This window comes from Nocardia sp. NPDC051929 (genome assembly GCF_044548645.1).
In the GTDB taxonomy this organism is placed as follows: Bacteria; Actinomycetota; Actinomycetes; order Mycobacteriales; family Mycobacteriaceae; genus Nocardia; species Nocardia sichangensis.
Window position 1 is genome coordinate 194776 of record NZ_JBIUCG010000010.1, and the last position, 24404, is coordinate 219179.

Annotated in this window: 21 protein-coding genes; 15 read left to right on the forward strand and 6 right to left on the reverse strand. The window is 67.2% G+C overall.

The window, feature by feature from the left end:
* The first annotated feature begins 583 nt into the window (after nt 1-583).
* From ACIHAX_RS15330 to ACIHAX_RS15385, 12 genes are all read left to right on the forward strand, one after another.
* Nucleotides 584-1801, forward strand: a complete 1218-nt coding sequence (locus tag ACIHAX_RS15330; RefSeq protein ID WP_355074087.1) for an acetyl-CoA C-acetyltransferase — start codon at nt 584-586, stop codon at nt 1799-1801.
* Between the two features lie 25 nt (nt 1802-1826).
* The gene (locus ACIHAX_RS15335) at nt 1827-2582 is read left to right on the forward strand and encodes an SDR family oxidoreductase (RefSeq protein ID WP_355074089.1); all 756 of its coding nucleotides are present in this window, start codon (nt 1827-1829) and stop codon (nt 2580-2582) included.
* Between the two features lie 10 nt (nt 2583-2592).
* Nucleotides 2593-3573 carry an NADPH:quinone oxidoreductase family protein gene (locus tag ACIHAX_RS15340; RefSeq protein WP_397278077.1) on the forward strand — a complete coding sequence of 327 codons (981 nt, stop codon included), beginning with the start codon at nt 2593-2595 and terminating at the stop codon, nt 3571-3573.
* A 41-nt stretch (nt 3574-3614) separates the two neighbouring features.
* On the forward strand, nt 3615-4376 hold the full coding sequence (gene fabG / locus ACIHAX_RS15345) for a 3-oxoacyl-ACP reductase FabG (protein WP_364426549.1): 762 nt from the start codon (nt 3615-3617) through the stop codon (nt 4374-4376).
* A 17-nt stretch (nt 4377-4393) separates the two neighbouring features.
* The gene (locus ACIHAX_RS15350; protein WP_355074093.1) at nt 4394-4846 is read left to right on the forward strand and encodes a MaoC family dehydratase; all 453 of its coding nucleotides are present in this window, start codon (nt 4394-4396) and stop codon (nt 4844-4846) included.
* Between the two features lie 22 nt (nt 4847-4868).
* Entirely contained in the window at nt 4869-6062 is a 1194-nt protein-coding gene (locus ACIHAX_RS15355; RefSeq protein WP_364426555.1) for an acyl-CoA dehydrogenase family protein, read from the forward strand.
* A complete protein-coding gene (locus ACIHAX_RS15360; RefSeq protein WP_397277968.1) occupies nt 6059-7156 on the forward strand; it encodes an acyl-CoA dehydrogenase family protein in 1098 nt (365 codons plus the stop codon). Before ACIHAX_RS15355 ends, ACIHAX_RS15360 begins: the two co-directional genes overlap by 4 nt.
* 83 nt (nt 7157-7239) lie before the next feature.
* Nucleotides 7240-7866, forward strand: a complete 627-nt coding sequence (locus ACIHAX_RS15365; RefSeq protein WP_397277970.1) for a TetR/AcrR family transcriptional regulator — start codon at nt 7240-7242, stop codon at nt 7864-7866.
* Nucleotides 7867-7882: 16 nt separating this feature from the next.
* Complete coding sequence (locus ACIHAX_RS15370) at nt 7883-9112, forward strand: PucR family transcriptional regulator (protein ID WP_397277972.1); 1230 nt, start codon at nt 7883-7885, stop codon at nt 9110-9112.
* A 212-nt stretch (nt 9113-9324) separates the two neighbouring features.
* The gene (locus ACIHAX_RS15375) at nt 9325-10722 is read left to right on the forward strand and encodes a class I adenylate-forming enzyme family protein (protein ID WP_397278079.1); all 1398 of its coding nucleotides are present in this window, start codon (nt 9325-9327) and stop codon (nt 10720-10722) included.
* Nucleotides 10723-10753: 31 nt separating this feature from the next.
* The gene (locus ACIHAX_RS15380; protein ID WP_397277974.1) at nt 10754-12514 is read left to right on the forward strand and encodes a DUF3556 domain-containing protein; all 1761 of its coding nucleotides are present in this window, start codon (nt 10754-10756) and stop codon (nt 12512-12514) included.
* Nucleotides 12511-13986, forward strand: coding sequence for a phytoene desaturase family protein (locus ACIHAX_RS15385; RefSeq protein WP_397277976.1), 1476 nt, complete (start codon nt 12511-12513; stop codon nt 13984-13986). Before ACIHAX_RS15380 ends, ACIHAX_RS15385 begins: the two co-directional genes overlap by 4 nt.
* Before the next feature lie 135 nt (nt 13987-14121).
* On the opposite strand, the gene lexA is transcribed toward ACIHAX_RS15385, so the two are convergent.
* From lexA to ACIHAX_RS15405, 4 genes are all read right to left on the reverse strand, one after another.
* The gene (lexA, locus tag ACIHAX_RS15390) at nt 14122-14784 is read right to left on the reverse strand and encodes a transcriptional repressor LexA (RefSeq protein ID WP_364426574.1); all 663 of its coding nucleotides are present in this window, start codon (nt 14782-14784) and stop codon (nt 14122-14124) included.
* 29 nt (nt 14785-14813) lie between these two features.
* Complete coding sequence (locus tag ACIHAX_RS15395) at nt 14814-15827, reverse strand: LysR family transcriptional regulator (protein WP_397277978.1); 1014 nt, start codon at nt 15825-15827, stop codon at nt 14814-14816.
* Complete coding sequence (locus ACIHAX_RS15400; RefSeq protein WP_397277980.1) at nt 15824-18118, reverse strand: molybdopterin guanine dinucleotide-containing S/N-oxide reductase; 2295 nt, start codon at nt 18116-18118, stop codon at nt 15824-15826. Before ACIHAX_RS15400 ends, ACIHAX_RS15395 begins: the two co-directional genes overlap by 4 nt.
* Before the next feature lie 62 nt (nt 18119-18180).
* Complete coding sequence (locus tag ACIHAX_RS15405) at nt 18181-18639, reverse strand: nitroreductase family deazaflavin-dependent oxidoreductase (protein WP_397277981.1); 459 nt, start codon at nt 18637-18639, stop codon at nt 18181-18183.
* Nucleotides 18640-19101: 462 nt separating this feature from the next.
* Here ACIHAX_RS15405 and ACIHAX_RS15410 point away from each other — a divergent pair, with 462 nt between their 5' ends.
* Together ACIHAX_RS15410 and ACIHAX_RS15415 are read left to right on the forward strand one after the other, a co-directional pair.
* Complete coding sequence (locus ACIHAX_RS15410; protein ID WP_364426586.1) at nt 19102-20421, forward strand: family 1 glycosylhydrolase; 1320 nt, start codon at nt 19102-19104, stop codon at nt 20419-20421.
* A 34-nt stretch (nt 20422-20455) separates the two neighbouring features.
* Entirely contained in the window at nt 20456-20650 is a 195-nt protein-coding gene (locus tag ACIHAX_RS15415) for a hypothetical protein (protein WP_397277982.1), read from the forward strand.
* Between the two features lie 5 nt (nt 20651-20655).
* On the opposite strand, the gene ACIHAX_RS15420 is transcribed toward ACIHAX_RS15415, so the two are convergent.
* Together ACIHAX_RS15420 and ACIHAX_RS15425 are read right to left on the reverse strand one after the other, a co-directional pair.
* Nucleotides 20656-21642 carry an NAD(P)H-dependent flavin oxidoreductase gene (locus ACIHAX_RS15420; RefSeq protein ID WP_397277984.1) on the reverse strand — a complete coding sequence of 329 codons (987 nt, stop codon included), beginning with the start codon at nt 21640-21642 and terminating at the stop codon, nt 20656-20658.
* 52 nt (nt 21643-21694) lie between these two features.
* Entirely contained in the window at nt 21695-22393 is a 699-nt protein-coding gene (locus tag ACIHAX_RS15425; RefSeq protein ID WP_397277986.1) for a TetR/AcrR family transcriptional regulator, read from the reverse strand.
* Between the two features lie 187 nt (nt 22394-22580).
* Here ACIHAX_RS15425 and ACIHAX_RS15430 point away from each other — a divergent pair, with 187 nt between their 5' ends.
* Nucleotides 22581-24302, forward strand: a complete 1722-nt coding sequence (locus tag ACIHAX_RS15430) for a GMC oxidoreductase (protein WP_397277988.1) — start codon at nt 22581-22583, stop codon at nt 24300-24302.
* Nucleotides 24303-24404: the final 102 nt, after the last annotated feature.

The window sequence follows — 24404 nt, forward strand, 5'->3', positions numbered from 1 at the left end:
CGTGTCCGGTCCACGCCCTCGGCGAGCGCGGGCACTGTTCCCAGGCAAACACCGACTCCACCGGGTTGATGCTCAGCTTCGCCACCTCCCCCATCGGGTTTCGCGGTGCGGCCGCTCGGGCGGACGAAGGGATCCGATTCTTCGCCCGGCACCTGAAATGAGGCGGAGCCGTCAGGCCGGCAGCAGACGATAGGAGCTGTCGGCCGGTATCCCGCACATCGACGACAGGTCCCGACCCCCATCGATGGTGGTGACCAGCAGAGGCACAACCGCCCCGAGCGCGGCGGTACCGCCGCGCTCGGGGGCGGCGCACCTCAGAATCGGGTGGTGAAGGTCCCGCCGGATCCGCTGCCGCACAGGGCCGGGGGATCCGTTGCCCCACAAGGCTATCCATTCGATCGTCGCTGTACTCATCCAATGATGGCTGCTCTGTCGGACGCAAGCCGTCTGCTGAGCGACCGCGCCGTCTTGTGCCCTGTGTCACAGTCCCAATTCACTGTGACGTATTGACCATCGACGGTCCGTCCAGCATGGTGTCGATAGGTTAACAAGCGCTCAGTTACTTGCTGGAAGGTTCACAGTCATGCCCGAAGCCGTCATCGTCTCTGTCGCCCGCTCGCCGATCGGTCGCGCAGGCAAGGGCTCGTTGCGGGATCTCCGCCCCGACGACTTGGGGGCGCAGATCGTCCGGGCCGCGCTGGCGAAGGTGCCGGCCCTCAGTCCGAACGGCATCGACGACTTGATGCTCGGGTGTGGCCAGCCCGCCGGTGAGTCGGGCTTCAACCTCGCTCGAGTCGTGGCGATTCTGGCGGGCCTGGATCGGGTGCCCGGCACAACGGTCAACCGGTACTGCTCGTCCAGTTTGCAGACGACCCGCATGGCGCTACACGCCATCCGGGCCGGCGAGGGAGACGTCTTCATCTCCGCCGGCGTGGAGACCGTGAGCCGCTACGTCACGGGCAGTGCCGACGGCCTGCCCGGCACCGAGAACCCCGTATTCGCCGACGCGGTGCGCCGTACGGCGAAATTCGCTGCGGGCGGCGAGGCCTGGACCGACCCGCGCACCGAGGATCTACTGCCGGACGTCTATATCGCGATGGGGCAGACCGCGGAGAACGTGGCGCAACTGTGCGGTGTGAGCCGTGCCGAACAGGACGCTTTCGGTGTCCGCAGCCAGAACCTCGCCGAGGCCGCCCTCGCCAACGGATTCTGGGAGCGCGACATCACCGCGATCACCCTGCCCGACGGCAGTGTCGTCTCGCACGATGACGGCCCGCGGCCTGGAGTCACCCTGGAGAAGGTCGCCGAACTGAAGCCGGTCTTCCGGCCAGACGGGACGGTGACGGCCGCAAACTGCTGCCCGCTCAACGACGGCGCCGCCGCGGTCGTCATCATGTCGGACACCAAGGCCGCCGAACTCGGCCTGACGCCACTGGCTCGGATCGTCGCGACCGGAGTCAGCGCGCTGTCGCCGGAGATCATGGGCCTGGGGCCGGTGGAGGCGTCCAAGCAGGCGCTGGCCCGGGCCGGGATGACCATCGATGACATCGACCTGGTCGAAATCAACGAAGCCTTCGCCGCCCAGGTCATCCCCTCGGCGCGGGAGCTGGGCGTCGACTTCGACAAGCTCAACATCAACGGCGGCTCGATCGCGGTGGGTCACCCATTCGGCATGACCGGCGCCCGCATCACCAGCACCCTGATCAACTCCCTGCAGTTCCACGACAAGCAGATCGGTTTGGAAACGATGTGCGTCGGCGGCGGTCAGGGCATGGCGATGGTGCTGGAGCGCCTGTCGTAACCGCTGACTCCGCGAAAGGGATTCAATGATGAACAGATTCGAAGGCAAGACAGCGATAGTCACCGGTGCGAGCCGGGGCATCGGGCTCGGCATCGCGCAGCGTTTGGTGGACGAGGGGGCGCGAGTCGTGATCACCGCCCGCAAACAGGACGCGCTCGACGAAGCGGTGGAAGCACTGGGCGGGCCGGACCGCGCGCTGGCCGTCGCGGGCCGTGCCGATGACGTCGAGCACCAAGCGGAGACCGTCGCTCGCGCGATCGACACGTTCGGTAGCGCCGACCTCCTCGTCAACAACACCGGCATCAACCCGGCGTTCGGGCCGATGGTCGATCTGCCGTTGGACGTGGCCCGCAAGATCGTCGAGGTCAACTGCCTGGCCGCGCTGTCGTGGGTGCAGCAGGCGTATCGAGCCTGGATGAAGGACTTCGGCGGCGCGATCGTGAACGTGTCGTCGGTCGCAGGTCTCAAGCCGGCGCCGGGCATCGGCTTCTACGGTTCGAGCAAGGCGATGCTCACGCACATCACTCAGGAACTCGCGGTCGAACTCGGCCCGAACCTACGGGTCAACGCCGTCGCCCCGGCGGTGGTGAAGACGAAGTTCGCCACTGCTCTCTACGACGGCAGGGAGGACGAGGTCGCCGCGGCGTACCCGCTGAAGCGGCTCGGCGTGCCCGAGGACATCGGCAGTGTGGTGGCGTTTCTGCTCTCCGACGACGCGAGCTGGCTGACGGGGCAATTGCTGGTCGTGGACGGCGGCGTCACGCTGACAGGCGGAATCTGACATGGCGCGGATGAAAGCGTGGCGAGTCCATGAGCTGGGCGAACCGGGCACGGTGCTGCGGCTGGAGGAGGTGGAAGTTCCCGAGCCCGGCCCGAGCCAGGTTGTCGTGCGGGTCCGCGGCGCCGCGGCGAACTTTCCCGATGTACTGATGTGCCGCGGCCTCTATCAGGTCCGGCCGCCGTTGCCGTTCACGCCCGGCGTCGAGTTGTGTGGCGACGTGGTGGCGGTCGGTGCCGTGGCCGGGATCGCTGCCGGTGACCGGGTGCTCGGAGGCGCGGCGCTGCCGCACGGTGGTTTCGCGGAATTCGCCGTGCTGGAGGCCGCCCAGACCTTCCCAGCGCCGCCGTCGTTGGATGACGCGGAGGCGGCTTCGCTGTTCATCGGCTACCAGACCGGCTGGTTCGGATTGCATCGGCGCGCCGGATTGACCGCGGGCGAGACCCTCCTGGTGCATGCCGCGGCAGGTGGCGTGGGCAGCGCCGCGATCCAGCTCGGCAAGGCCGCGGGCGCCCGGGTGATCGGAGTTGTCGGTGGCGCCGAAAAAGCCTCCTACGCCGAGGATCTGGGCGCCGACGTGGTCATCGATCGGCATCAGCTGGACTTCGTCGACGTTGTGAAGGACGTAACCGGCGGTCGTGGCGCCGACGTGATCTACGACCCGGTCGGCGGCGAGGTGTACCAACGGTCCACGAAATGCGTCGCCTTCGAGGGCCGCATCGTGGTCGTCGGATTCGCCGGCGGCGAGATCCAAGCACCGGCATTGAATCATGCGCTGGTCAAGAACTATTCGATCCTCGGCCTGCACTGGGGTTTGTACAACACCCAGGACCCGGGCGCCGTCGCCGAATGCCATCGCGCGCTGACCGCACTTGCCGCCGACGGCGCGATCCGTCCCCTGGTCGGCGCGCGGCTGGGACTGGCGGAGGTCGCCGACGCCGTGCAGCGACTCGCGGACGGCAAGACCGTCGGTCGCGTGGTCTACACCCCCTGAACTCAGCAATTCCACCGCAATCACATCTTCGAGGAGTATTCATGACCGATCCGACACAGCGGACCGCCATCGTCACCGGCGCGGCTCGCGGAATCGGCGCCGCTGTCGCCCGGCGGCTGGCCGCCGACGGTATGGCAGTAGCCGTGCTCGACTTGGACGAGGCCGCCTGCAAGACGGTCGTCGACGACATCGAGGCAGCCGGTGGACGCGCGCTCGCGGTCGGTGTCGATGTTTCCGACGAGGCCGCGGTCACCCAGGCGGTCGATCGCGTGGCCGCCGCGCTCGGCGCACCGACGGTGCTGGTCAACAACGCCGGGATCCTGCGTGACAATCTGCTGTTCAAGATGAGTGCCGACGACTGGGATGCCGTCATGAACGTGCACCTGCGCGGTTCGTTCCTGCTGGCCCGGGCAGCGCAGGCGCACATGATCGAGCAGAAGTGGGGTCGCATCGTCAACCTGTCCAGCACCTCGGCGCTCGGCAACCGTGGCCAGGCCAACTACGCGGCCGCCAAGGCCGGGCTGCAGGGATTCACCAAGACACTCGCACTCGAACTCGGCAAGTTCGGCGTCACCGCGAACGCGGTCGCCCCGGGTTTCATCGAGACGGAGATGACCGCGGCCACGGCCGCCCGGATGAACATCTCCTTCGAGGACCTCAAGGCGGCGATGGCCGCCCAGATTCCGGTTGCCCGTACCGGCACTCCCGCCGACATCGCGCACACCGTGTCGTTCCTGGTGAGCGAGGGGGCCGGCTTCGTGTCCGGCCAGGTGATCTACGTGGCCGGCGGCCCACGGAACTGAACGGAGGAAGGAGAGCTGTGCAGATATTCCAGGGCCTGTCCGAGCTGGAGGCCGCGGTCGGCACCCACCTCGGATACAGCGATTGGCACACGGTGACCCAGGAACAGATCGATCGCTTCGCCGAAGCTACCGGGGATCACCAATGGATCCATGTGGATCCCGCGAAAGCCGCCGCCGGACCGTTCGGCACCACCGTCGCACACGGGTTTCTCACCCTCTCGATGGTGCCGATGCTGGCCGGTCAGGTATACGCCGTGCGGGGCTTGTCCATGGGTGTCAACTACGGCACCAACAAGGTCCGATTCCCCACTCCGGTCCCGGCCGGATCCCGGGTCCGAGCCGGTGTCGAACTGGTCTCGCTCGTGCCGGGCACGATCGGGTCGCAAGCAGTGCTCCGAGTGACCGTGGAACTCGACGGCTCGGACAAGCCCGCGTGTGTGGCCGAGACGGTCGCGGTGCTGGTGCCGTGACGGCCGATCAGAAGGATGACAGATGACTCGACCCGACGCGGTCCGCGACGATCTGCGGCGCGGGGTGGAAGCCGTACTCGAAAAGCACGATCCGGCCACCACCGATGCCGTGACCTTTCACCGCGCCAGGTTCGACGCGGGCCTGGCCTGGGTTCACTTTCCGATCGGGCTCGGTGGCCGGGCCGTCGATCGGGAACTGCAACCGTTCGTCGACGCCCTGTTCGAGCAGGCCGGATCTCCGGACAACAACGCGGCGATCAACGGTATCGGTCTGGGTATGGCCGCGCCGACGATCCTCGCCCACGGCACGACGGAACAACGGCAGCGCTTCCTGCGTCCGCTGTGGAGCGGGGAGGAGATCTGGTGCCAGCTGTTCAGTGAACCGGGGGCAGGCTCGGACCTGGCCGCGATCGCCACCAGAGCAGTGCGTGACGGCGGTGACTGGGTCGTCAACGGGCAGAAAGTGTGGACTTCGGTCGCGCACAAAGCGCAATTGGCGATCCTCGTGGCACGCACCGATCCCAGCCGGCCCAAGCATGCGGGGCTGACCTACTTCATCTGCGATATGACCGCACCCGGAGTCGAGGTGCGGCCGCTGCGGCAGATCACCGGCGAAGCGGAATTCAACGAAGTCTTCCTGACCGACGTTCGGATCCCCGACACGCACCGCCTCGGCAAGGAAGGAGAAGGCTGGCGAGTCGCAACCACCACTTTGAACAATGAGCGCGTCTCGATCGGGGGGCGCGCGCTCCCCCGCGAGAGCGGAGTGCTGGGCGCCGCCGCCGGCCTCTGGCGCGAATTCCCGGAAAAGCGCACCCCCGAATTGCACCACCGGCTGTTGCGATCGTGGGTGGATGCCGAGGTCTCCCGGCTGGCGGCGACCCGGCTGCGTCAGCAGGTGGCCGGCGGCCAGCCCGGGCCGGAAACCTCCGCCGTCAAGCTGTCGTTCGCCCGAGTCAACCAGCAGGTTGCCGGATTGGAGGTCGAACTGCACGGCGAGGACGGCCTGCGATACGACGATTGGACGATGGTGCGCCCCGACCGGGTCGATTTCGCCGGTCGCGGCGCCGGTTACCGCTTCCTGCGGGCCAAAGGCAATTCGATCGAGGGCGGAACCTCCGAAATCCTGCGCAACATCATCGCCGAACGGGTCCTCGGGCTGCCCGGTGAACCCCGTGCGGACAAGGACATCGCCTGGAAGGACCTGAGCCGATGAGCGACATCCTGCTGCTCGATACCGATGTCGAGACCTCCTTGCGCAGCGCGGTGCGTGACCTGCTCACCACCCGATGCGACCCGTCCGCGGTCGCGCGGGCCTACGACGGCGATCGGACACTGACCCGGACGCTGTGGACATCGATCACCGACGACCTCGGGCTCGCTGGTCTCCTCATCCCCGAGGACCGCGGCGGAGCGGGCGGTACGGCCCGTGACGCCGCCGTCGTCCTCGAGGAGTTCGGACGGTTCGTCGCACCGGTCCCATTTCTGACCAGCAGCGTCATTGCCGCGACCGTCCTGCTCGCGGGCGACTCCACGCTGGTCGGTCGGCTCGGCGACGGTAGTTGCAGCGCAGCGCTGCTGACGCCGTTCTCCACCGCGCTCGCGACGCACATCCCGACCTTGACGGCTGATGCGCAGGGCAGGCTGTCCGGACTGGTTACCAGCGTCGCCGGCGCGCTCGACGCCGATGTGCTGCTGGCCGCCGTCGAGACGGCCGACGGCACGGAGGTGCACGCGTTGACGGCCGCCGCGGCGCAGATCAAGCCGGTGGTCTCCCTGGATATGACCCGCCCGCTGGCTGACGTCGCTGTCGACTCCGTGCCGGGCCGGGTCGTCGTCGCCGCCGAATCCGGTTGGGCAGCTATCCAATCCGGCTTGACACTCGGCGCCGCACTCCTCGCGTCCGAGCAAGCCGGAATCGCCGCCTGGTGCCTGGAGACAACCGTCGAGTATCTGAAGCTGCGACGCCAATTCGGCCGGGTGGTCGGCGGATTCCAGGCGATCAAGCACCGCCTCGCCGACCTGTACGTCGAGGTCGAGTCGGCCTCGGCCGCCGCGCGGTATGCGGCGGGAACATACGCGGCCGACGACCCCGACAGCGTGATCGCCACCGCCGTCGCGGCGTCCTATTGCAGCGATATCGCGGTGCGGGCCGCCGAGGAGGCCATCCAATTGCACGGCGGGATCGGCATGACCTGGGAGCACCCGGCACACCTGTACCTCAAACGCGCGAAGGCCGACCAGATAGGACTGGGAAGTCCCGGCCACCATCGGAGATTGCTGGCGGACCTCGTCGGGCTGCCCGCGTGAGAAAGCTGAATGCACTGAACATGCTGCTCACAGGTGCCGATACCGGCAAACTCGTGGTCGTTGTGTAGAGCCATACTGTCCAGGTGACCGATACAGAGGACCTATCGCGCGCGGACCAGACCCGAGCGCGGCTGCTCGACGCCGCGGTGGTGGCCTTCGCTGAACGCGGCTTCCACGGGTCGACCACCCGCGACATCACATCGATCGCCGGGGTGAGCACGGGGACGATCTACGTGTATCACCGTTCCAAGGAAGAGTTGCTCTACCAGATCTCACGCGCCGGTCACCTGGAGACCCTGGAGCGCGTCCGCACTGCCATCGCTTCGGCACAAGACCCCGCCGAGCAACTGATCGCCGTGATGCGGGAGTTCACGATCCATCACGCCCGCTCCCACACCGTCGCCCGAATCATCAATTATGAGCTCGCCGCACTGAGCCCAGAACATCAACAGGAGATCAAGGCAACCCGGCGTGCGATCGAGGGCGAGGTCCGGTGCTTGATCGAGCGCGGGGCGGCCGCGGGGGTGTTCGAGAACTCGAATACCCATATGGCCGCGGCCGCTCTGCTTTCGCTGGGAATAGATATCGCGCGCTGGTACCACGAGGGTGGCTCCTGGTCACCGGAGGACATCGGCGACTATTACGCGGACCTCGCGCTGCGGATCGTGGGCGGTCGACGGTCGAGCCCCCCGGAGTCCGCTCGATCGTGAAGCGGTCAGGATGATCATGCGGAGCGACGCCGCGGAACTGCTCGCGAGGATCGCGGGAGAACTGAGCCGACATGCGCTCGGCTTGTCCGAACGTTTGACCGAGCAGATGCTCCACATCGAGCCGGAGCTGCGCGGCGACAGCCGCGTGGAGTCACTACTGCGGGCCAGCGTCACCGGCAACGTCGTGATCGCGTTGCATATCTACGAGCTGGGGCTCGACATCGACGAACTCGAAGCTCCCACGGAGGCATTGGAATACGCCCGGCGCATGGCCCAGCGCGGCACTTCGATCGCCGCCCTGCTGCGGGCCTACCGCATCGGGCAGCGACTGTTCAACGACCACATGCTCGGCGAGCTCACCGCGGCGACCAACGACGTCGCCCTGATCACCTCCGCAGTGGCCGAGATGACCGACCGCTCGTTCGCCTATATCGATCGGGTCTCCCAACAAGTCGTGACCGCCTACCAGGACGAGCGGGACCGGTGGCTGCAGAACCAGATGGCCGTCCGTACCGCGAGGGTGCGCTCGATCCTGTCCGGACAGCGCGTCGACCCGGATGACAGCGAGCGCACACTGGGATATCGGCTCGACCGAACCCACCTCGGCATGGTCATTTGGTCCGACGCGGGCGCCGACCAACTGCGCGCGGCCAAACAAGTGGCGACGGCCATCGCCGATCAGTTGTCCTGCCAAGGACCACCGCTGCTGATCCCGGCCGACGAATCGACCCTGTGGGCGTGGCTCCCGCAACCGGAACTGGATGTCGATCCCGCCGCGGTGCGCACTCCGGAGCAGACATGGGCAGCGGTGGGCAGACCTGCCAACGGACTGGAAGGCTTCCGGCTGACCCATCGCCAGGCGGCACAAGCGCAGGTCGTCGCGATGTCCGCACCGGCACCGCAGCGCGCGTCGATGTCTTGTTCGGCTCAACTCGGGCCGATCGCGCTGATGTGCTCGGACCTGACCGCCACCCGGGCATGGATCAGCGAAATTCTCGGGTCGCTTGCGCGTGATGACGATGCCACGGCGCAACTCCGCGAGACCGCGCGTGTCTTCCTGGAGACGAACGGCAGCTTCCAGACAACAGCAGCGCGGCTGGTGCTGCACCGCAACACCGTCCAGTACCGGATCCGTAAGGCGGAGGCGGTACTGGGACATTCGCTTCGGGAGCGACGGCTGGAGGTCGAGGTCGCCCTGCTGGCCTGCCGATGGCTGGGGTCGACCGTGCTGCAGCCCGTGGGGTGACCGAGACATCCGTCGTGCGCGGCGCACGATCCCTCCCGCTATCTTCATGCGCTCACAATATGGTCCAGGTCACATCACCTTCCTAACGTGGCGTTCACGCAAGTGAGCTGCCGAGTTAGCAAGGAGATCGACATGCACTTCGCTGCCCTGCCCGATATACGTGCCGGAGGCTTCCCACCAACCCGTGTCTTGCCGACGACAATTCGGGAAGTATCACCAACGCCGAGTTCCTCGACTTCGTGCGGCAGTACGCCGATCGGTTGTCGGAGGCGGGGATCGGTGTCGGCGATGTCGTGGCCGTGATGTTGCCGAACCGGCTCGAATTGATCGTGACATTGTTCGCGGCTTGGCGGCTGGGCGCCGCGGCGACGCCGATCGACCCGTCGTCGACCGCGGCCGAGTCCGACTATCAGCTGGCCGATTCCCGCGCTCGCGTCCTTGTCTGCGCTGACGAACGCGAGGCCGGCCAGGCCGATCAACCGCAGCGAATTGCGCTGGCGGAGCTGAATCGGCACGAAGGCCGCGGCGGCGCCGCGGAAGCGACCGAGTTCTCCAACGACGCGCTCGCCTTGATCATCTACACCAGCGGTACCACCGGACGTCCCAAGGGCGTCGAGTTGACGCACGCGAACATCATGGTGATGGCCGAGACGATGGTCGCGGGTATGCGGTTGACCGCCGAGGACCACAGTCTGCTGATCCTGCCGCTGTTCCACGTCAACGGCATCGTGGTCAGCGTGCTGTCGCCGCTGCTCGCCGGCGGCCGGGCCACAGTCGCGGGCCGGTTCTCGCCGCGGACCTTTTTCGACAGGGTCGAGGCGGCGCGGCCGACCTATTTCTCCGCGGTGCCCGCCATCTACGCCATGCTGTCGGCGCTGCCTGCGGAGATCCGGCCCGACACCTCCTCGGTCCGGTTCGCGCTCTGCGGTGCGGCCCCGATGCCGGTCGAACTGCTCACCCGATTCGAGGAGCGCTACGCGATCCCGATCTACGAAGGTTATGGCCTGTCGGAGGGGACGTGCGCGAGCACGGGCAATCCACTCGACGGTGTCCGCAAACCCGGCACCGTCGGTCTCGCGCTGCCGGGGCAGGAGATCGCCATCGTCGACAGCGACGGCAATTTCCTCAGCGCCGGATCGGTGGGCGAGGTCGTGGTCAAAGGCCCGACCGTGATGCGGGGATATCTGGGCCGGCCGGAGGAAACGGCCAAGGTGATCGTCGATGGCTGGCTGCACACCGGAGACATCGGTCGCATGGACGCCGACGGCTACCTCACCCTGGTCGACCGCATCAAGGACATGATCATCCGCGGCGGAGAGAACATCTATCCCAAGGAGATCGAGTCCGCGATCTACACCCACCCACAGGTGCTCGAGGCCGCCGTGATCGGTCGACCGCATCCGGTCTACGGCGAAGTGCCTATCGCCTTCGTGTCCTATCGCGACGGTGCCGCGGTCGAGCCGGAACAGATTCTCGAGCTACTGCGGAAGTCTTTGGCCGCCTACAAGCTTCCCGAGCTGATCGTGACCGTAGACGAGATCCCGAAGAACCCCGTCGGGAAGATCGACAAGCGGATTCTGCGCCGCCGCTCGGTCGATGCGACCCTCTGACCCCTCCCTTCCCTCTCGAAAGACACCTGCCATGGGATTCACGAAACCCGATCTTCCGGACATCGACTACGCCGAATGGAAGACCCGCCCGCGCGGTGAACGGCTGCGCACCGTCGCCGAGCACTGGGTCGAGCACGGCTTCGGCACGCCTCTTGCCGTCTACCTGCTCTACCTCGTCAAATGCGCCTTATACGTCCTCGGCGCGGCCGCGGTGATCTCCCTGACCCCCGGGCTCGGGGCGCTCACCGACATCAGCTCGTGGTGGACCGAACCGATCGTCTACCAGAAACTCGTCGTCTGGACTCTGCTGTTCGAAATACTCGGGCTCGGATGCGGGTTCGGACCGCTCACCATGCGGTTCCTGCCGCCGCTCGGCGGGCTGCTGTACTTCCTGCGTCCCGGCACCCTGCGGCTGCCGCCATGGCCGGGCAAGGTGCCGTTCACCCGTGGTGACGAGCGCGGGCTCATCGATGTCGCCTTGTACGCGGTCGTCCTCGGATCCGGAATCCAGGCGTTGCTCGCCTCCGGTCGCGGCGTTCCGCCGGTGGACGGCGGCCATGTAGGCCTGCTCGATCCCATGGTCGTCGTCGCTCTGGTCATCGCCCTCTGCGTGCTCGGGCTGCGAGACAAGACGGTGTTTCTGGCCGCACGCCCCGAGCACTACCTGTTGATGCTGCTGATGTTCTTCGTCCCCTTCGCCGACATGGTGATCGGATTCAAGCTGGTCATGCTGGCACTGTGGTGGGGTGCGGCCACGTCCAAGCTCAACCATCACTTCGGGCACGTGGTCGCCGTCATGATGAGCAACAGCCCCGTCATGCGACTCGGATGGCTCGAGCGCAAGATGTACCGCAACCCACCGCAGGACCTGCGGCCGTCACGTATCCCGGCTCTGCTGGCTCACGGCGGCACTGTCGTGGAATACCTGGTTCCCGCCTACCTCGTGTTCGTCGGCCACGGCGGCCCACTGACCTGGGCGGCGATCATCTTCATGGCCGTTTTCCACCTGCACATCATCTCCACCGTCCCGATGGGCGTGCCGCTGGAATGGAACATCTTCTTCATCTTCAGCCTGTTCTACCTGTTCGGACACTACGGCTACATCCACGTCCAGCAGCTTCGATCACCGCTGGTGCTCGCGATGATCCTCTTCTCCGCAGTTGTCGTGGTCGTGGGACATATTCGGCCGCAATGGGTTTCGTTCCTGACATCGATGCGCTACTACGCAGGCAACTGGGCCACAAGCGCCTGGTGTTTCCGCGGGGACGCCGAGCTGAAACTCGAGCAGCACGTCACCATGAGCGCCGCGCTGCCGGTCACCCAGCTGACCAAGCTGTACGGCCCCGAGACCGCCGACATCCTCATCCAGACCGGGCTCGGCTGGCGATCGATGCACACCCACGGCCGGGCACTCAACGGCCTCATCGCACGCGCCGTCGACAACCCGGAGGACTACGCCGTCCGCGACGGAGAGATTGTCGCAGGCCCGCTGCTGGGCTGGAACTTCGGTGAAGGGCACTTGCACAACGAACAACTGCTGACAGCGCTGCAGCGGCGCTGCCAGTTCGAGGAGGGCGAGCTTCGCGTCGTCGTCCTCGAATCTCAGCCCATCCACCGGCAACGCCAGGCATACCGCATCATCGATGCCAGAACCGGGGTCATCGAGGAGGGCTACGTACTGGTCGAGGACATGCTTGCCCGCCAGCCATGGCCGGAGCCGGACGATCTGTTCCCGGTTCATCCTCTCCACCACGACGACACCCAGGATCTGCCCTCGGCGCGTGCGCGATGACCACGGCGATCGTGGTCGGCTCCGGCCCGAACGGACTGGCTGCCGCCGTGACACTGGCCCGGCACGGGGTCGACGTCACCGTGCTGGAAGGTGCCGCCACCATCGGCGGCGGCACCCGCTCCGGCGAACTGACCCTCCCCGGTCTGCTGCACGACCACTGCGCCATGGCCCACCCCATGGCCGTCGGCTCACCGTTCTTCGCCGGAATCGACATGGCCCGCTACGGATTGAAATGGGCATGGCCGGAAATCGACTGCGTTCACCCCCTCGACGACGGAACAGCGGCAGTGCTGTATCAATCCGTCGAAGAGACCGCGGCGGGCCTCGGGCCGGACGGGCCGATCTGGCGCCGCCTGTTCGCCGACCCCGCCGCTGGATACGAACTGCTGGCGAAGGACGTCATGCAACCACTCCTACGGATACCGTCACATCCGCTGCGGCTGGCCCGATTCGGCATCCCGACCCTGATCCCCGCCACCGCACTCGGACGGCTGTTCCGGACCGAGCGGGGACGGGCGTTGTTCGCCGGGAACATGGCGCACGGCTGGCAACCACAGCACCGGATCCTGTCCGCGGCGATCGGTCTCGGCATCACCACCGCGGGCCATCGCTACGGGTGGCCAGTTGCGGTGGGCGGCTCACGCGCCATCACCGAAGCCATGGCGGCGGCGCTGAGAGATCTGGGCGGAAAGATCGAGACCGGGTTCTGGGTCGAGTCGCTGGACCGACTGCCGCCGGCCGACCTCGTGATGTTCGATCTTGCCCCGGCCGCTATCGCCGACATCGCCGGTGACCGGCTGCCGTCACGGGTCGCCCGGGCGTACCGGCGCTTCCGGCACGGGCCCGCCGCATACAAGATAAGCCTCGCCATAGCGGGCGGCATTCCCTGGACCAGCCCGCACGCCAGGAAGTCGGGAAGCCTGCACATCTGCGGCAGCGCAGCTGACGTGGTCCGCGCCGAACGCGCTGTGCATCGAGGTCGGCTTTCCGACCGACCGTTCATCATCGTCGGACAGCAGTACCTCGCCGACCCAACACGCTCACAAGGAAACATGCACCCGGTCGACATGTATGCCCATGTGCCACAAGGGTATTCGGAGGACATCACCGAAGTAATGCTCGACGCGGTCGAGCGGTTCGCACCGGGGTTCCGAGACCGCATCCTCGCCACCACCGTCGTAGGCCCCATCGACATGCAGGCCTACAATCCCAACTATGTGGCCGGAGACATCCTGACCGGCGACAAGAGCATCCGCCAGCTGGTCTTCGGCGGACCACGCATCACCAGGCGCCCCTATCATGTGGCGAACCGGATGTTCATCTGCTCGGCCGCCGTCCCGCCAGGGCCGGGAGCGCACGGGATGAGCGGATACAACGCCGCGGTCGCGGCCCTGCGAGAATTCGCCGCCCCACCGAGGCATCGATCCGCAGTGCCGCGCGGCGGGAACGGCCCGAACTCCCCCGAACATTGATCGCAGCGCGCGTCGCGTCGACCTGGGCGGCTACTGGGACAAGCAAGGCCCCGACCTGCTCGACCACCGCGATCCCCTGTCGGTCCAGACCCCTGCACCGGTCAACGCGACGCCCACCGAGCAAGCGCACCGAGCTCAGACCCGCCGCATCACCGACACGACCTTGCCGAGCACCACCGCTTCGTCACCGTCGATCACCTCGTAGGCCGGATTGCGCGGCTCGAGATACACATGACCGCTACGCCGCCGGTACACCTTCACCGTCGCTTCTCCCTCGATCATCGCCGCCACGATCTCACCGGAATGCGCCTCGTGCTGCTGTCGCACCACCACGACGTCGCCGTCACAGATCGCCGCGTCGATCATCGAATCACCACGCACCCGCAACCCGAACACCGTGCCACGGCCGACCAACTCGCGCGGCAACGTCATCGTGTCGTCGGCATGCTCCTCGGCCAGGATCGGAGCACCCGCCGCGATATCGCCGACCACCGGCACCGCCACCGAATCCTCCGCCGTCTCCCGCCGCACCGGAGCCCGCAGGAACATCCGCACGTCGATCGGACGCGACACCGTCCGGCCGCGGCGCAGAAAACCACGCTCCTCCAAGCTCTTCAGATGCTTGGACACCGACGACGCCGACCGCAGACCCACCGCGTCACCGATCTCGCGCGTATTCGGCGGATACCCGTACCGCAGAACCCAGTCCCGAATCGTGGCGAGAATCCGCTGCTGGCGCGGCGGCAACGTCGAGGTGTCGAGGTGCTCGAACGCGTCGAGCGGGTCATATCCGGTCACCCGGGGAATGGTAGAGGCACGGGCCGACACTACGGACCGGCCACCACACCGGGCACGCCGAACAACTCCTGATCGGGTTCGGGAACCCAGCAGGCGGCGGCGGTATCCCGGTTGTAGCTCTCCGCGACATGCTCGATCAAATGCCGCAATCCCGGATGCCGGTCACCCGCCGACCACAACAGCGCCAGCGGATAGGCCGGAATGGGATCCACGATCATCAGCCGCCGCACGTTCGGATGCCACGGCGTCTGCCCGCCGTCACCGGCGAAGGTCGCCAACGACGACGAATCCGCGATACGTTCGACGATTCCCGCCATATTCTCCAGCGGACCCCCGGTATCGATCGGAATCCCGCTGAACGCGCTGAGTTCTCGATAGAAATCGGCCCACTCCGACGGCACGGCCGCACCGGGCACCCACACCGGATGCCCCGCGACCTCCCGCAACCCGATCGTCGACCGGCCCGCGAACGGATGGTCCTTACCCACGAGCAGATACAGCGGCTCCAGATACGCCGGAGCCGCGACGATGTCATCGGGCAACGCCACCGGGCCGCCGTGCGCGCGGGCCAAGGCCGCGTCGACCAGACCGCTGCGCAGCGCCTCCCGCGACGTCGTGATCATGTTCGACATGACGATCTCGGTCTCACAGCGCGGATGACGCGCGAGATAGAACTCCATCAACTCCGTCGCGGCCATACGCTTACCCAGAACCGCCACCCGCAACGGCCGCACCCGCTCGCGCACGGACCGCACCGCCGCCTCGGCGCCCACGAGCAGTGAACGCGCATGCGGCAACAGCCGAAGACCCGCGGCGGTCGGCGCGCTGCCACCGCGTCCACGCTCGAAAAGCTCCGCACCCAACTGCGATTCGAGTTTCGCGATGCGCTTGGACACCGCCTGCTGGCTGATACCCAGCACAGCGGCGGCGTGACCGAACTGCTCCTCCTCCACCACAGCGACGAACGCCCGCAACGCCGCCAGATCCAGATCCACCATCACCTCCATCGACCAGGCAACCTCCGCCTTGCTCGGCGACCTCACAACGCTTCCGCGCCCGTCCGCTCCGGCGGGCGGACCACCTCCACCTGCGTGAGCGGGCCCGCATAACGCTCGATCTCCACCAAAGTGAGCTGCCCGGCGCACCCTTGGCTGAGCGTCGAGGACGGGCGGTCGGCGATCAGCACGTTCGGATTACCGTGACGGCAGAACGTCGGATCCGCCGGGTCGGGGTCGTACCACGCGCCGGTGGACAGCTGCGCGACACCGGCTCGCACCCCCTCGTCCACGACCAACCCCGCCAGGCAACTACCCCGATCGTTGAACACCCGCACGATGTCACCGGCACACAGACCGCGAGCCTCGGCGTCCGAGGGATGCATCCGGATCGGTTCCCGCCCGGAGATCTTCACCGACTGGCTATAGGCGCCCACGTCCAGCTGACTGTGCAACTTCGTCCGCGGCTGGTTCGCCACCAACTGCACGGGGAACCGCTCCGCCGCCGCGCCACCGAGCCACTCCTCCGGCTCCAGCCACACCGGATGCGGCGGGCAATCGGCGTACCCGAAGCCATCGATCGTCGACGAAAAGATCTCGATCTTCCCGCTGGGCGTGCTCAGCGGGTACCGGTCCGGGTCTGCGCGAAAGTCCGCGGCAAGCACCTGCCGTGGGTCCGGCACCGGAAGCTCGAGGCCCTCGCCGGACCAGAACGCGTCGAAATCCGGAAACTCCTGTCCCGCACGCGACTGCTCTACGCGCCACCGCTCGTACAGATGCCGCAGCCACTCCGCGACCGAACGTCCTTCGGTGAACTCCTTGCCGACCCCGAGCCGATCCGCCATCTCGGCGAAGATCCGATAATCGTCGCGCGCCTCGGCAGGCGGGCGGGTCAGCGCTCGCATCGGAAAGAACGACCGGTCACCTTCCCCCGCGCCGTAGTCATCGCGCTCGATGGACATCGTCGACGGCAACACGATGTCCGCGTGCCGCGCGGTAGCCGTCCAGAACGCATCGTGCACCACCACCGTGTCCGGCCGTTCGAACGCCATTCGCAAACGGGCCAGATCCTGATGGTGATGGAACGGATTGCCGCCACACCAATACACCAACCGCACATCCGGATACACCAGACCCCGACCGTTGTACCGATAGGGCGCACCCGGATTCAGCAGCATGTCCGCGATCCGCGCGACCGGAATGAAGGCATCGACACCGTTGCGCCCCTGCGGAAGTCGCGGCACCGGCCCGCGCGCCGGTTCCCCGACGCCCGCGGCCGATCCGTAACCATGCCCGAACCCGCCGCCGGGAAGGCCGATCTGCCCCAGCATCGCCGCCAGCACCACACCCGCCCACAACGGCTGCTCACCATGTCGCGCCCGCTGCAACGACCAACTCACCGTCACCAGAGTTCGAGCGGCGGCCATCTCGCGCGCCAGCATCCGGATACGCTCCGCCCCCACACCGGTGATCGCCGCGGCCCACTCCGGATCCTTGACGACTCCATCCACCGCGCCACGAAGATACGCCGCGAAACGCTCGAAGCCGACCGTGTACTCACGCAGAAACGTCGTGTCCGCCAAGCCTTCCGCGTCCAGCACCTGAGCCAGCGCAAGCATCATCGCCACGTCGGTGCCAGGCAGCGGCGCGATCCACTCGGCTTCGCTCTCCGGCGGGGTGTCGTCGCGCAACGGACTGATCGACACGAACCGGCAGCCCCGCTCCCGCGCCGCCGTGATCCAGCCCCGCACGTTGTGCCGGGAGACGCCACCAGGCGACACCGCCGCGTTCTTCGGTGACAGACCGCCGAAGGCCACCACGAGTTCGGAGTGCTCGGCCAGTACCGCCTTCGCCGTCGCCTGCTGCGTCAACCAGCCGATGTCGCCGATGACGTGCGGCAGGAAAACCGTCGAAGTGCCCAGACTGTAACTGTTCACGTGCCAAACGTAGCCGCCGAGACAGTTCAGGAAGCGGTGCAATTGACTCTGCGCGTGATGGAACCGCCCCGCACTCGCCCAGCCGTACGAACCGCCATACACCGCCTCCGCCCCATACCGCCGGTACACCCGGCCGAGCTCACCGGCCAGCAGGTCCAACGCCCGCTCCCACGACACCGGAACGAAAGCCTCCGAACCGCGCCGCCCCGGCCCCGGCCCGTTCTCCAGCCAACCCCGGCGGACATACGGCCGATCAATCCGAGTGGGGTGGTGCTGCGCAGAAGCGACGTTCCCGATCAACGGCATCGGCTCCGGATCACCACGCCACGGCCGGACCTCCGTCAGTCGTTCACCGTCGCTGTCCGCCTCGAACGCGCCCCAGTGGGTCAGATGCGTGGTCACCGCCCCACCGTAATCGGCCCCACCGACATCGCGGCGCCGCCCGTCCCCCCACCAACGCCACCTCAGCCGGATTTACGGCGCAGCTCGAAGATCCGGAACACACGGCCGCCGGAGAGCTCGTACTCCATGGCATAACCTGGCCAGAACTCGACCGCCAGATCCCAGAAGGGCTTGCGCTCCACACCGTCGATCTCACGCACCGCGACCAGGAACTGCTCACCCTCGTGCCGGACCGAGGCAGTCTGCGCGGCACGCAGATTCGCCGACCACGCCGGATGTTCGGCACTCCCCCAATTCGAGCCGAGGACGATGAAGTCCGCACCATGCGGCACATACAGCAACGACGTGGTCCGCGGGATCCCCGTCTTCCGACCCGGCACCGTGACCTCGATGGACGGCAACCCCGCCAGATCCAGGACACCCCTTCGCCCGTCGCTCACCCGCCGGATCACGCGCTCGAGTCGGAGCACGACCGGCGCCGACCGCATCACCCAGCGCTGCTGAGCGAGCCGTCTCGCCACGCGCGGCAACGGATTAGACACCACTTCAGGACACCTCTCCGTACGACTCGCAGGCTGGCAGGCGCTCTACAACAGATCTAACACCTCGTACCAACATCTATGCACAGTCGGCCTCTCGGTCTTCGATATCCATTGCGAAGTATTGATCTTCGCGATCGCCGCCTGTCTCGTCCTAGGCGGAGTTGTGGCGCATGACTGTTTGGTGGCTACGGAAGTGTTGCGTGGTTTTGAGGTCGATGCATAGTTGAATGCGAATATCTACGTATCAACATGTTATTTGGACTCCGCCACATCGCCCTCCACGCAACTCCGTTCCGCGCAAGTACTCGAAGCGCACCCCTCCCCGACTTTCGAGAAAACGGACAAGCGACCAGTTACCCTGTCCCCCGTGCCGTCCTCCCCCACCCTGGTTCGAGCACCCGAAGGACGACGAGGATCAGCCCCTTTCGGAACAGGAGTTCGATGCGTTCACACCGCCGCCATGTCTCTGCCGCCTTGGTGGCCGTCGCCGCGGTACTGCTCGGAGGCGCCGCCCCAGCAGCCGCCCGCCCCGAGCCGCCCGCCGCGGTCACCCCGATGGGCCCGGATTTCCTCTGGGGCGTCGCCTCGTCGGGATATCAATCGGAAGGCCATGCCCCGGACAGCAACTGGTCCCGCTACGTCGCGTCCGGGAAAACGACCGACCCCTACCGGGATTCGATCGACTTCTACGCGCGCTACCGCTCCGACATCGCCCTTGCGGCCGATCTGGGCGTGAAGGTGTACCGCATCGGCGTCGAGTGGGCACGCCTCCAGCCCGAACCGGGCAAGTGGGACCTCGAGGGGCTGAAGTTCTACGACGATGTCGTCGCCGCGATCACGGCTGCCGGCATGCGTCCCATGATCACCATCGACCACTGGGTCTACCCGGGCTGGGCGGTCGACCGCGGGGGCTGGAACAACCCGGGCCTCGTCGAGGACTGGCTGGCCAACGCACGAGCGGTCGTCGATCGCTACGCCCCGTTCCAGCCGTTGTGGGTGACGTTCAACGAGCCGACCTTCTACCTGCTGAACGAACTGCGCCACGGCGGACTTTCGCCCGCGGCCGCGCCCGCGATGCAAGACCGGATCGCCCAGGCGCACAACAGCATTTACGACTACATCCACCGGGTACAACCGGGCGCCATGGTGACCAGCAATGTCGCCTACATCCCTGGCGGTGAGGATGTGGTGAACAAGCCGCTGGTGGACAGGCTCGACACAAAGCTCGACTACATCGGCATCGACTACTACTACGGCCTCTCCCCCGACAGCCTCACCGCCACGGCGAGTTTCACGGAGTTGTGGAAGAACCCGCTGCAGCCGGAAGGCATCTACTACGCGCTGCAACACTATGCGCGTCAGTTCCCCGGTAAGCCGCTCTACATAGTCGAGAACGGGATGCCCACCGAGAACGGCCTGCCCCGCGCGGACGGATACAGCCGCGCCGACTCACTCCGCGACACCGTCTACTGGCTCCAGCGAGCCAAGGACGACGGCATGAACTTGATAGGTTACAACTATTGGAGTTTGACCGACAATTACGAGTGGGGCTCCTACACACCACGTTTCGGCCTCTACACCGTCGACGTCCTCACCGATCCCGCCCTAACGCGCAAGCCGACGGACGCGGTGGCCGCATACACCGACATCACCCGGACCGGCGGCGTCGCGCCCGGTTACCGGCCGACCCGTGCGCCGAAGGATTGTTCCTTCGTCGACGCGCCCGCCAGCTGTTCCGACCCGGTCACCGTCCCGCGGTGACACTTCGGGGCACACCATCGAGTGGAGGTGGACGATGACCGACGATCCCGTCGCGGTGCTGCGGCGCTGGGCCGATTCCGGCGGAATCTGGCGGGTCACCGGACGCCTGCCCGGTTCGGTCACCGTCGCCCTCTACCAGTGCACGGGCGGAGAGGAGGTCGACCGCCTGGTCTCTTCCGATCCCGAGTTGATCCGCTATCTCGGTGAGCGAACCAGCAGCGAGGACTGAACCGCTCAGCTCACGACCGATCCGGTCGCCCCCGCCCACAGCCGCTCCAGCACGCGCGCGGCCGGTTCCACGGCGGTGATCAGGCCGACCCCCTGCCCCGCGTCGATCGGCGCGACGGCGGGATCGTCAGCGGCGAGCGCCGCGGTGAGAGCGCGCTTGGCCGCCGCGTCCATGGCGAGCTCTTCTTCTCGCCCGGTCCACCGGTCGGTGAACCCGGTGCGCAGCACCCGCGCGGGAAACCTGGCGGGCCAAGGCAATTCCATTCCCACGTCGTACGCGCGGGTGAGCACCGCGTCGTCGCCGCGTGCCTCGATCAGAGCACGACGGCCCGCATCCGACAGCAGCGATTCCGAGGAGGCCGCCAGGCAGGTGCCGAGCCATGCGCCACTGGCCCCGGCGCGCAGCACGGCGGCGAGATCCCCCGGTGCGCCGATGCCGCCCGCCGCGAGCACCGGGACCGTTACCGCGTCCAGCACCTCTTCCAGCAGCGGCAGCAGCGACGCGTTCACGGCGCCATGCCCACCACCCTCCACGCCGCGGGCCACGAGGACGCCGACACCGGCAGCTTGCGCACGCCGCGCGTCCTGCCCGCTGTACACCTGAGTGGCCGGGACGATCCCGGCGTCCGCGACTCGGGCGGCCCAGCCCAAGTCTTCCCCGAAGCTCACCGAGATCAGTGCGGGACGCGCCTCGATCGCGACCTCGAGCAGTCGCGGCTCCCCGGCGACCACCCAATCGACCAGGCCGATGCCGAACGGGCCGTCGATGCCACGCAGGTGCGGCAATTCCCGCTGCAGCGCCCGGACCGATCCGGCACTGCCCATCCCGATCATCCCGAGCCCGCCGGCCGCGGTCACCGCCGCGGCGAGCCGTCCGCCCGCCACACCCCCCATCGGCGCATTGACCAGTGGAATGCGCGCACCCATCCGGTGCGCCCATGCGATCGCGTCGTGTGCGGGGAACTGTTCGCCGGGCATCGTCACGAGTTCCATCGCAGCACACCGTGCCATGAACAGTGCCGGGCCGCCCGGTCACCGCGGGTGGTCACCCGCGGTAACCGAGCATGTCCAGCAGTCCGTCGAGCTGGAGTTCGAACAATTCGTCGCGGTCGGCGAAAGTGTTGGTGCCGTACATGTCGAAGACGTCCGCGCTCACCGCCCCGAACAGGCCGACCCAGAACGTTACGCCGCGGACGACCAGCCAGTCGGGCACCTCGAGCGGGAACTCGTCGCGGATCACCGCGAAGCTGCCCGCGAGAGGCGCGGAGATCCGCGGCTCCTTACCGGGTGCGGCCAGTCGGCCGGCACGATGGGCCTGAGCGAACAGGGTGAGCAGCGCGGCGATCACCCGGGTGCCCGGCGCGGTGGTCTCGGTGGCGGGTGCGTCGTAGCCGGGAACCGGCGTACCGAACAACAACCCGTAGCGAGCGGGTTCGGCCAGTGCCCAACGCCGCACCGTGCGACCCAGAACCCGCAGCCCGTCGATCGGATCGTCCCCGGCCTCGGCCAGCGCCTCGTCGACCGCGTCGCCGAGGGCGTTGTAGCCGTCCACGACGAGCAGGGTCAGCAGCTCGTCGCGACTGCGGACATACCGGTAGACAGCCGAGGAGACCACGCCGAGGTCACGCGCGACCGCGCGCAGGGACAAGGCGGCGGCGCCTTCGGTCGCCAGGTGTTCGCGCCCGATCCGGACGATGTCGTTCATGGTCTGGGCCCTGGCGCGGGCGCGGGGTGTCGGCGGCATAACAGAAACGATGCGCGCATCCGAGAGCGTTGTCAACTATTGAGAGCATCGCTCTTTAACCGGGGCGGGCGACCACCGGCACCGCTGATCACCGGAGTGATCGGCTGGTTCGAGCCGACTTGCGAACCGTTACTTACCCGGGAGTAGTGTTAGCCGAGTCACTGGCGACACGATCGAGGAGTTCCACATGGACCAGCGGACGACGGATTTCGACGTGCTGATCGTCGGTTCCGGGTTCGGCGGCAGCGTCACCGCGCTTCGACTGGTGGAGAAGGGGTACAAGGTCGGCGTACTGGAGGCGGGCCGGCGCTTCGCCGACGACGAACTGCCCAAGACCAGCTGGGAGCTGAAGAAGTTCCTCTGGGCGCCCGCACTCGGCTGCTACGGAATCCAGCGCATCCATCCGCTGCGCAACGTCCTCATCCTCGGCGGCGCTGGCGTCGGGGGTGGATCGCTGAATTACGCGAACACTTTGTACGTGCCGCCGGAGCCGTTCTTCCGCGACCCGCAGTGGCGTGACATCACCGACTGGCGCGACGAACTCACCCCGTACTACGAGCGGGCGCAGCAGATGCTCGGCGTGGTGCGGAACCCGCACATGACGCCCGCCGACGAGGTCTTCAAGGCCGTCGCCGACGACATGGGTGTCGGCGACACCTTCGTGCAGACGCCGGTCGGCGTGTTCTTCGGCGAGCCGGGCAAGACCGTGCCCGACCCCTACTTCGGCGGCGTCGGGCCGGAGCGCACCGGGTGCGTCGAATGCGGCGACTGCATGGTGGGCTGCAAGTACGGCGCGAAGAACACGCTCGTGAAGAACTACCTGTACCTGGCCGAGCAGGCGGGCGCCGAAGTCATCCCGATGACGACGGTCACCGAACTGCGTCCGCACCCGGACGGCACGTGGGACGTGTCCACCGCTCGTACCGGCGCCTGGATTCGCAAGCAACCTCGCACGCTCACCGCCGCGCACGTCGTGCTCGCGGCGGGCACGCGCGGTACCCAGAAATTGCTGTTCGCCATGCGCGACAAGGGTGTGCTGCCGAACCTGTCCGATCGGCTCGGCGTGCTCACGCGCACCAACTCGGAGTCGATCGTCGGCGCCGCGACCAAGCAGGTGCGCCCCGGCACCGACTTCACCAAGGGCGTCGCGATCACCTCGTCCATTCATCCCACTCCCGACACGCACATAGAGCCGGTCCGCTACGGCAAGGGCTCCAACTCGATGGGGCTGCTGCAGACGCTCATGGTCGACGGTGGTGGCCGGATCCCGCGCTGGCTGCGCTTCCTCGGCCTGGTGCTGCGGCACCCGATGAACCTGCTCAGCTTCTTGAGCACGAAGAACTGGAGTGAGCGGACCATCATCTCGCTGGTCATGCAGCACTTGGACAATTCGATCACCACCTACACCAAACGCGGCCTGTTCGGCCGCAAGCTGACCAGCAAACAGGGCCACGGCGAACCCAATCCGACCTGGATTCCGGTGGGCAACGACGTCACCAGGCGGGTCGCGGAGAAGATCGGCGGCATCGCGGGCGGTAGCTGGGGGGAGATCTTCAACATCCCGCTCACGGCCCATTTCCTGGGCGGCGCGGCGATCGGGGCCGATGCCGAGCACGGTGTGATCGACGGCTACCACCGCGTGTACGGCTACCCGACGCTCAGCGTCGTCGACGGGGCGGCGGTCTCGGCGAACCTGGGCGTCAACCCGTCGCTGACGATCACCGCGCAGGCCGAGCGGGCGGCGGCGTACTGGCCGAACAAGGGCGAGGTGGACGCCCGCCCACCGGTGGGCACGGGATACCGGCGTATCGCTCCCATCGCACCGGTGAATCCGGCGGTTCCGGCGACTTCGCCCGCGGCGCTGGTGCTTCCGATCGTGGAGATCCGGGAGACGCCCGCCGCCGGATAGCTCCGCCGCCGGTCTGATCTGCCGGAATTCGACGGCGGCGGGCGAGTGCGGGGCCCGTCGCCGCGAAAACCCGAACCGACCGCGCAGCAATCTCGCCTCAAC

Coding starts and splice junctions, on each gene's coding strand:
- ACIHAX_RS15330 (WP_355074087.1), top strand. CDS start 584: ATGCCCGAAGCCGTCATCGTCTCTGTCGCCCGCTCGCCGATCGGTCGC.
- fabG (WP_364426549.1), top strand. CDS start 3,615: ATGACCGATCCGACACAGCGGACCGCCATCGTCACCGGCGCGGCTCGC.
- ACIHAX_RS15335 (WP_355074089.1), top strand. CDS start 1,827: ATGATGAACAGATTCGAAGGCAAGACAGCGATAGTCACCGGTGCGAGC.
- ACIHAX_RS15410 (WP_364426586.1), top strand. CDS start 19,102: ATGCGTTCACACCGCCGCCATGTCTCTGCCGCCTTGGTGGCCGTCGCC.
- ACIHAX_RS15420 (WP_397277984.1), bottom strand. CDS start 21,642: ATGGAACTCGTGACGATGCCCGGCGAACAGTTCCCCGCACACGACGCG.
- ACIHAX_RS15355 (WP_364426555.1), top strand. CDS start 4,869: ATGACTCGACCCGACGCGGTCCGCGACGATCTGCGGCGCGGGGTGGAA.
- ACIHAX_RS15370 (WP_397277972.1), top strand. CDS start 7,883: ATGCGGAGCGACGCCGCGGAACTGCTCGCGAGGATCGCGGGAGAACTG.
- ACIHAX_RS15380 (WP_397277974.1), top strand. CDS start 10,754: ATGGGATTCACGAAACCCGATCTTCCGGACATCGACTACGCCGAATGG.
- ACIHAX_RS15360 (WP_397277968.1), top strand. CDS start 6,059: ATGAGCGACATCCTGCTGCTCGATACCGATGTCGAGACCTCCTTGCGC.
- ACIHAX_RS15385 (WP_397277976.1), top strand. CDS start 12,511: ATGACCACGGCGATCGTGGTCGGCTCCGGCCCGAACGGACTGGCTGCC.
- ACIHAX_RS15340 (WP_397278077.1), top strand. CDS start 2,593: ATGAAAGCGTGGCGAGTCCATGAGCTGGGCGAACCGGGCACGGTGCTG.
- ACIHAX_RS15415 (WP_397277982.1), top strand. CDS start 20,456: ATGACCGACGATCCCGTCGCGGTGCTGCGGCGCTGGGCCGATTCCGGC.
- ACIHAX_RS15425 (WP_397277986.1), bottom strand. CDS start 22,393: ATGCCGCCGACACCCCGCGCCCGCGCCAGGGCCCAGACCATGAACGAC.
- ACIHAX_RS15430 (WP_397277988.1), top strand. CDS start 22,581: ATGGACCAGCGGACGACGGATTTCGACGTGCTGATCGTCGGTTCCGGG.